Origin of the sequence: Streptomyces adelaidensis, from assembly GCF_016598475.1 — a bacterium.
Classification (GTDB): Bacteria; Actinomycetota; Actinomycetes; order Streptomycetales; family Streptomycetaceae; genus Streptomyces; species Streptomyces adelaidensis.
In genome coordinates, this window is the sequence record NZ_JAEMUX010000164.1 from 1 (window position 1) to 7174 (window position 7174).

The following is a 7174-nucleotide window of genomic DNA, read 5'->3' on the forward strand; positions in this document are numbered from 1 at the left end:
CCCTGCGACTTCACGATGCACACCGCTCATTGGCGGAGGTGGAGGGCGCGTTGTGGACGATGTCCCAATGCTCCACGACCTTGGCCGCCTGGATGCCGTTGGCGAAGCCGGGGTCGTGCGGGCAGTCCGGGTCGGCTAGGTAGTGGTCGAACGCGGTGACGTCCTTGTCCACGAACACCTGCGTGCACATGTCCGTGACGAGCTGCTTGTTGAGCGCGGTGGCGCGTACGGGGGGCCGACTGGCTCACCCGTGGGGAGCTGTGTGTGGAGACCATGTCGTAGCCCCTGGCCGTGGTCGTCGGTACTTCCTGAGTGGTGTCCCAGTGTTCGGCGATCTTGCCGCCGGACAGGCGGTACAGGTCCAGGACCGAGTAGCCCCTGGTGCCCGGTTCGAGGACCAGGTTGCTGTGGACGGCGACGAGGTCGCCCTCCGCGATGACGCGCTTGACCGAGACGTGCGAGTCCGGGTAGGCCGCGTTCTGCTTGCTGAGGAGTCGCACAGTCCTGCTGGACCGTCGGCTATGCGGGGATCGTGTGCTGGACGAAGCCGGCGCTGAGGTAGGCGTCGATGGCCGACAGATCATGCCGGTTGTACAGCCGCTCCGCTGGCCGGACTCACGCCTGAGGGTGCGCGTGTCCTGGACTGTGCGATTCGGGTGCATCTCGACAGCCTCCGGCGGTACGTCCTGGAGCCGCTGGGAGCCCAGCGGCTCGAACAGGTGGCTATGGGCATGAAGGCGCTGCGCGACTACGAGGGATGAGACGCTCCTCTGGCGTGGGGTGACGGGGTGGCAGGGTGCTCCAGAATGCGCTCGATGGGTGCGCACAACGGACTCCCGTGCTGGCAATGGTGGCTTGGGCGGGCGTCGTGGAGATGCCTTCTCGTCCGGAGGCGCGGTGTCGCCCACAGGTGAGCAGTGCGGGATGGCCACCTGCGCCGTGCGGTGACGTGCGGGCAGCAGATTGAGGGGCTGCGGGCCATGGGCCCCGGGGTCGGTTCTAGTGGCGTGTGCGTACTAGGTGGTCGTCTTGGGGCTGAGCGGGAGCACGCCGACTTCACGGGTCTGGAAGTCGAGCGCAGCGTAGGTGCCGGACGGCCCGCGCTCGTCGCCTGACCGCGGCATCGCCTACCGCGATCGCGGTAGGCGATGGACGTATGTCGCGGGCGTGGTCACGTGACGGACTCGCAGCAGTCCCGAATACAACCCCGCCCCACCTTCGACAGTTGACGCCTCCCTCAGCCCCTGCCTATTGTCCTGTAAAACGAAACTCTATTCCTGAAAAAGGGGACGCGCGATGGCGATCACCGGCCTCGGCCACACTGGATTCTGGGTGCACGACCTCGCCACCATGCGTGACTTCTACACGCGTGTTCTGGGCCTGACGGTGACCGACGAGGACGACGAACGTGGCATCGTCTTTCTCTCCTCCTGTCCCGAGGAGGAGCATCACGAGTTCGTCCTCCAGCGCGGTCGCACTGCCATGCAGGGGGCCAAGCTCACGCATCAGGTGTCGTGGCGCGTGGACTCACTGGAGACGGTCATCGACTTCCACCACCGGTTCCGCGACGAAGGCATCGAGGTGCAGCAGGAAGTCACCCACGGCAACGCCATAGGCATCTACTTCTTCGACCCCGAGGGCAACCGCAACGAGGTGTACCTGCGGGTGGATCGCGATGTACGGCAGCCCTTCCGCAAGACCCTCAACCTCGATCAGAGCCCCGCCGACGTATTCGCCGAGGCCGAGCGGCTGCTGACCGACGGCGGCCCCGCCTACCAGCCGGTCCACTAGCCCGACGTGCCCCGCCCTCGCCGCCGACCGATGGAGCCCCGCCCATGAGCGAGCCACTGACACCACCTCAGGAAGCCCGCTGCAGAACCCGCTCAAGCGCCTCGATGGATGAGCTGGACGCACTAGTGGTCGGCGTAGGCCCACGGGGCTCACAGCGGCCCATCTGCTCGGCTCGTTAGGCGTACGTGTCCTGCTGGCCGAGCCCAACCGACGACCAGGAACGACGCCAAGGCGATTGGCCTGCAGGCGAGTCGCTGCGCACCCAGTAGTCGGTCGGCTTTCTCGCAGGCCCGTTCACGCCCTCGAACCCTCAACAGTTCGCTTCGGGCTCTTGTTTGAGTCTTCAAGCTCATTTCGGTGAAGGGGCTTCTCTTCGCCTGGACCTCTTTGGAGTTGTCATGTCTGTTGCCTCTGACGCACTCGCCGTCCGTCGTGGTCCGCTCGTTGTCGCGGGAGGTGTGCTCGCGGCCATAGTGGTGGCCTCCGTGGCGGACGCGGTGCTCGCCCTCATCGCGCTGGCCGCAGGCGCGCCGGACGACTTCACGCCGCTGAAGGCGTCCTCGTACATCTTCCTCACGGCCGTCGGTGTCGTGGCCGGCGCCGTCGGCTGGGCGATCGTGCGCAAGGTCTCCAAGGACCCCCGGACACTGGTGCGCAGACTGGTGCCGACTGTCGTCGTGGTGTCCTTTGTCCCCGACTTCCTGCTGTTCGGTAACGGCGGCGCGCTCGGCGTCGGGGCACTGCTTCTGATGCACGTCACGGTCGCGACGGTCGCGGTGTTCACCTACCGCAAGGTCATGCCCCTGTCGTGACAGTTCGAGATGCCGCGTTTACGCAGGTAGGCGCGAAGCCGCGGAGCTGTCTCACGACGTCAGGGCCGGGACCGCAGCACTGATCCCAGCCCTGACGCAGTCGGCCGTCATGGCGTGGTGATCGACATCAGAGTGGCACTGACGTCCCACAGTCGGCTGGCCAGTTCGCGGTCGCGGGCCTGCGCAGTGGAGGGTGCCGTCTTGCGCTCCTCGCAGTACTCGCCGGGCTGCCAGGCGGTGCCGGGGGTGCCATCAGCGCCGGACCAGCTGGTCGGCGCCCTTGTCCGGGCTGATCGTGAACAGGTTCTTTATGACCGTAGTGTGGTGGACGTACCGCATGAAAGAGCGGTATCGCTCGGGAAGTTGGAGGCCGTGACACCGGGGTGGAACGCAACGTGGATGCCCTGCGCGTGGTAGCGACGGTGCAGTCCCCGGGTGAACACGACTTGTTCGTGACGGCCGCGGTCTTGGTCTGCGCCTGGCCCACGAGGACGACTCCCTGGCCCCTGTTGCCTGGCTGCGCCGGGGCCGATGCCGTTGCTGGCGCCGAGCTCTCCCGGTCCGGGACCGCCGGTGCGCGCGGATCGATCGCATCGCCAAGGCCGCGAAGACTAGCAAGGAACGTCTCTCGGCCTACTCCCACAGGAAGGAAGTCCTCTGCCGGTTCGCCGCGGAACAGGAGCTGGCCGCAGTGGCCGAGTCGGCCCGCCTGGACCCGCCGCACCTGCCCTGGTACTGCCCAGGGACGTTGATCAACCTGGTGATGGGCGGGTTACCGCCGGTTGCGGTGTGGGGGCGGTGGTGATTGTAGTGATGGAGCAAGGCCGGCAGGGCTTTGCGACGGGCTGATTCGCTGGAGCAGAAGCGTCCCAGGGCCCAGCCGTCGGCCAGGGTGCGGGTAGGGTCGGCCGAGCGGCGAGGTCCCTGCTGGGCAGGGCCTTTTCCGCTCGGCCTCCCTCCGAACCGGACGGGCCCGATTTCCGGGCATCCGGCTCTCCAGTGAGGTTTTCTCAGAGCGCGTCCCCCTCGTGATAGACACCGACCCGGGCATAGACGACGCCTTCGCGATCACTCTCGCCGCCCGCAGTCCCCACGTAGATCTCCGTGCCATCACCACCGTGTTCGGGAACGCGGCCGTAGACCAGACCACACGCAACGCCCTGAGAGTGCTTGCGATGTGCGGCCGCGACGACGTACGAGTGGCCAGGGGAGCCGAATGCCCACTCGTATACCCGCACCCACACCGCGCCGAATACGCCCACGGCAACGACGGCCTTGGGGGAGCATCAGACTCGCTCCCCGCCCCGCAACGGACCGAGCAGGCCCGCCCCGCCGTGAAGTAATGGCCGGCGTCCTGAAAACCGCACAGACCCCCGTGACGATCGCGGCGATCGGGCCCATGACCAACATCGCTCTGCTCCTGGCCGTGTACCCGGAGCTCTGCCCTCGCATCGGCCGCCTCGTGGTAATGGGCGGGGCGGCTTCAGGCGGCAACGTCAGCGCGACTGCGGAATTCAACGTGTGGAGCGACCCCGAGGCAGCGCGACGCGTCCTCGTCGAATCGGACGTGCCGACGACCCTGGTGCCCATCGACCTGACACACCGTGCCTGGGTGGACGACCGCTGGCTCAAGACCCTCGCCGCTTCCGGCCCCACCGGGGCCTCCCTGGTCTCCGTCTCCGCCCCGTACCGCACCCATTACCAGCGGGAACTCGGCCTGGACGGCCTCGTCCTGCATGATGCGGTCGCCGTTGCCGAAGCGATCTGGCCCGGCACGCTGAAGTGCCGACGGCTGGCGGCCGATGTCGTGTGCGACTCCGCAGCGGCACGCGGCGCAACCGTCATCGACACCCGCTCCGGATACGAGGATGAACGGACCGGACGCGAGATCGATGTGGCGCTCGACGCCGACATCGACGCACTTCGCGACCTCCTCCTCGACAAGCTGAGCGGCGGTCTTTGCTGACTCCGGCCCCAACCATGCGCTGACCCGGCTATCCAGGGACACCCCCTGGCTGTGGCCACACGCCGCCGCGGTCGGCCCGCATCGTTCCATTCGCTTCGGTCGAGGCATCTGTACAGCCCTCAGCCGCCTCCGCTACGTTGATGATCAGAATCGGGCTCGTCGACGCGTTGGTGGCTGGGTGGCGCGTCTCCTCGACGTGCCCGATGGAGACGTCAATGTACTACCGCTCCCTGCTGCGCGTTGCCGGCGTGGGCTTCTTCCCCTTGGGATTCCTTGCCCGCCTGCCATACGCAACCTCAGCCCTCTCCACCCTCATCCTGCTCCAGGCATCGACCCACAGCTACGCCTTCGCCGGACTCGCCAGCGCGGCCCAGAGCATCGCCATCGCCATAGGCGGCCCCCTGATCGGGGCCCTGGCCGACCGCTACGGCCACCGGTCCGTTGGTATCGCCGCCGCGATCGCCAACTTCGCAGCCTGGGCCGCCCTCCTGGCCGCGAGCCACGGCAGCCGGGAGAGCATGTTCGCCGCAGCCGCTCTCGTGGGCCTCACCCAGCCCCAGGTCGGCCCCCTCGTACGCGTGCACTGGTCACGACTGATTCGCTCGCGCAACGAACACAACTTGCTGTCCACTGCCCTTTCCTATGAAGCGTCAGTCGATGAGATGAGCTTCGTCGCCGGGCCCGCGCTTGTCGGGTTGCTCGCGGCGGTCAGCCCTCTCGCCCCCGCCATGGTGACCATGTCCCTCATCGCAGCAAGCACATTCCCCTTCGCCTTGCTCTACGCCCACCGCACCACGGAGCAGCACCTCTCGATGGCTCAGGAGAAGCCACGGCTGCCGCGTCGCCCTCTGGCTGTGATGTTTCTGGCGATGGTCGCGATGGGGGCGGTCTTCGGCGCGGTCCAGACGGCCGTCACTGTGTACGCCGACACGATCGACGAGCCCGGCGTCTCGGGGCTCTTGTACGCCGAGTTCGGCATCGGCAGTGCCCTGGCCGGCTTCGCCTACGCCTGGCTCCCGCAGCGGTTCTCCCTGCGCGCCCGCTACGTCTCGTTCGCCGCGGCACTCTTCGTCGGCATGCTGGTCCTCTTCTTCGGCACACAACTGGCCTCGCTGCCTGCGGCCGTCGCGTTGGCAAGCTTCACCGTCGCTCCCTACATGATCAGCCTGTACGCCTTGACCGAACGGCTCGCGCCCGCTGAGCGGGCAGCGATCGCCATGACCATCCTTTGCGCCGGAGGCCCCCTCGGAACAGCAGGCGGACAAGCCGTCTCCGGCAGCCTCGCGGAAACCCACGGTGCCGATGGCGCCCTCCTAGTTGCTCTCATTGTCGCAACAGGAGCATTCCTCCTCGCACTTTCCGCATTCCTGGCCGACCGACAGCGCAACATCTGGATCATCGACGCCGTGCCCTCGGAGAACCTGTTGGACCAAGAACTTTCCGAACAGCCGCAGAACGCCCATTGAGCGTGGGGTGACACACTCTCAAGTGCTGTGAGGTGTATGCGGTCGGCGCATCTATGCCGACCGCACACACCCCTGTGAGCTTCACAGCTTCGCGGGACGTGACTCGGGGTCCGGGGAATTAGAAGCCGTATCTCAACCGAACGTGATCGCTTGATTTCTGCTGGTCAGGCATGGTCTGGCTCCGCATGAGGGAAGCATCCGGCGTCTTGTTTCCGCTCCGTGAGCGAGGGGTGCGCGATGGCGTCGGTGCTGGGAATGCTGGAGGAGCGAGAGACGGCGGCCCGTGTGCGGGTGGAAGAGCTGCGGGAGGAAGTCGCCCGGTTGACTGGGGTGTTGGAGGCCGCCGAGATCGAGCTGGGCCGGCGGATGATCGCGCGGGAAGAGCTGGTCGAGGCCCTGGCAGCCTCGGCTGCCGAGACTACCGCCGAGACCGAGACCGAGACCGAGGCGGAGCGGAAGACCGTGCCTCCGCCCGCGCCGGTGCCGGGCTCGATCGTGCCACCTTGGCGCGAAGGACTGCCGGTGACGGTGCTGGCGCCGGACTGCCAGCGGATCCTGGAGGTGCTCGACGAACGGCAGCCGGCGGGCCAGGGACCGCTCAAGGCCGGGGAGATCGCGGTGGGGCTGGGCCTGGGGACGACGCCGGCGAAGGTCGAGGGGGTGCGCTCGAAGGCCAGGCGCCTGGCGGAGCGCGGGTGGCTCCTGCTGGAGGCGTCGGGGGCCTTCAGTGCCGGCCGGCGGCCCGTGGCCGGGCCAGACGCCGCCCCATCCGCGTGACCATCGACCACCGGATCATCGCCTCACTGCCGGCCGGCAACGTCTCGTAGTCCCGGGTCAGCCCGCGCGAATGCATCAACCACGCGAAGGTGCGCTCCACCACCCAGCGCCTCGGCAGCACCACGAACCCCTCCATATCGTCGGCGCGCTTGACGACCTGAAGGGTGAGCGCGAGTTTCTGCCGGCACCAGTCGACCAGGCCGCCGGTGTAACCGCCGTCGGCCCAGACCAGGCAGACGTCACGGTGCAGGCGGCGCAGCCGGGTCAGCAGGCCCACCGCGGCATCCCTGTCCCCGACGTTTGCGGCGGTCACCGCGACGACCAGCAGCAGACCGAGGCAGTCGGTCACGATGTGCTGCTTG

Annotated in this window: 6 protein-coding genes and 2 pseudogenes; 5 read left to right on the forward strand and 3 right to left on the reverse strand. The window is 67.6% G+C overall.

The window, feature by feature from the left end:
- Positions 1 to 10: 10 nt before the first annotated feature.
- Together I8N67_RS43580 and I8N67_RS44840 are read right to left on the reverse strand one after the other, a co-directional pair.
- Complete coding sequence (locus tag I8N67_RS43580) at positions 11 to 190, reverse strand: hypothetical protein (RefSeq protein WP_234047056.1); 180 nt, start codon at positions 188 to 190, stop codon at positions 11 to 13.
- 145 nt (positions 191 to 335) lie between these two features.
- Positions 336 to 662 (reverse strand): annotated as a pseudogene (locus I8N67_RS44840) (nuclear transport factor 2 family protein); the annotation flags it as partial.
- A gap of 634 nt (positions 663 to 1296) precedes the next feature.
- Between I8N67_RS44840 and I8N67_RS40455 the strand changes: the two are divergent.
- The 5 genes and pseudogenes from I8N67_RS40455 to I8N67_RS40480 all read left to right on the forward strand — a co-directional run bounded on the left by I8N67_RS40455 (position 1297) and on the right by I8N67_RS40480 (position 6812).
- Positions 1297 to 1791 carry a VOC family protein gene (locus I8N67_RS40455; RefSeq protein WP_200309303.1) on the forward strand — a complete coding sequence of 165 codons (495 nt, stop codon included), beginning with the start codon at positions 1297 to 1299 and terminating at the stop codon, positions 1789 to 1791.
- Between the two features lie 398 nt (positions 1792 to 2189).
- Positions 2190 to 2603: a DUF6069 family protein gene (locus I8N67_RS40460; RefSeq protein WP_200309304.1), complete on the forward strand. Its 414-nt coding sequence runs from the start codon at positions 2190 to 2192 to the stop codon at positions 2601 to 2603.
- Between the two features lie 1028 nt (positions 2604 to 3631).
- Positions 3632 to 4569 (forward strand): annotated as a pseudogene (locus I8N67_RS40470) (nucleoside hydrolase).
- A gap of 215 nt (positions 4570 to 4784) precedes the next feature.
- A complete protein-coding gene (locus I8N67_RS40475; RefSeq protein WP_200309305.1) occupies positions 4785 to 6035 on the forward strand; it encodes an MFS transporter in 1251 nt (416 codons plus the stop codon).
- Positions 6036 to 6272: 237 nt separating this feature from the next.
- Entirely contained in the window at positions 6273 to 6812 is a 540-nt protein-coding gene (locus I8N67_RS40480) for a hypothetical protein (RefSeq protein ID WP_234047057.1), read from the forward strand.
- On the opposite strand, the gene I8N67_RS40485 is transcribed toward I8N67_RS40480, so the two are convergent.
- The coding region (locus I8N67_RS40485) for a transposase (RefSeq protein WP_200309306.1) at positions 6760 to 7174 on the reverse strand (415 nt) is incomplete at its 5' end. The two genes, I8N67_RS40480 and I8N67_RS40485, sit on opposite strands and share 53 nt — an antisense overlap.

Coding starts and splice junctions, on each gene's coding strand:
- I8N67_RS43580 (WP_234047056.1), bottom strand. CDS start 190: ATGTGCACGCAGGTGTTCGTGGACAAGGACGTCACCGCGTTCGACCAC.
- I8N67_RS40455 (WP_200309303.1), top strand. CDS start 1,297: ATGGCGATCACCGGCCTCGGCCACACTGGATTCTGGGTGCACGACCTC.
- I8N67_RS40460 (WP_200309304.1), top strand. CDS start 2,190: ATGTCTGTTGCCTCTGACGCACTCGCCGTCCGTCGTGGTCCGCTCGTT.
- I8N67_RS40475 (WP_200309305.1), top strand. CDS start 4,785: ATGTACTACCGCTCCCTGCTGCGCGTTGCCGGCGTGGGCTTCTTCCCC.
- I8N67_RS40480 (WP_234047057.1), top strand. CDS start 6,273: ATGGCGTCGGTGCTGGGAATGCTGGAGGAGCGAGAGACGGCGGCCCGT.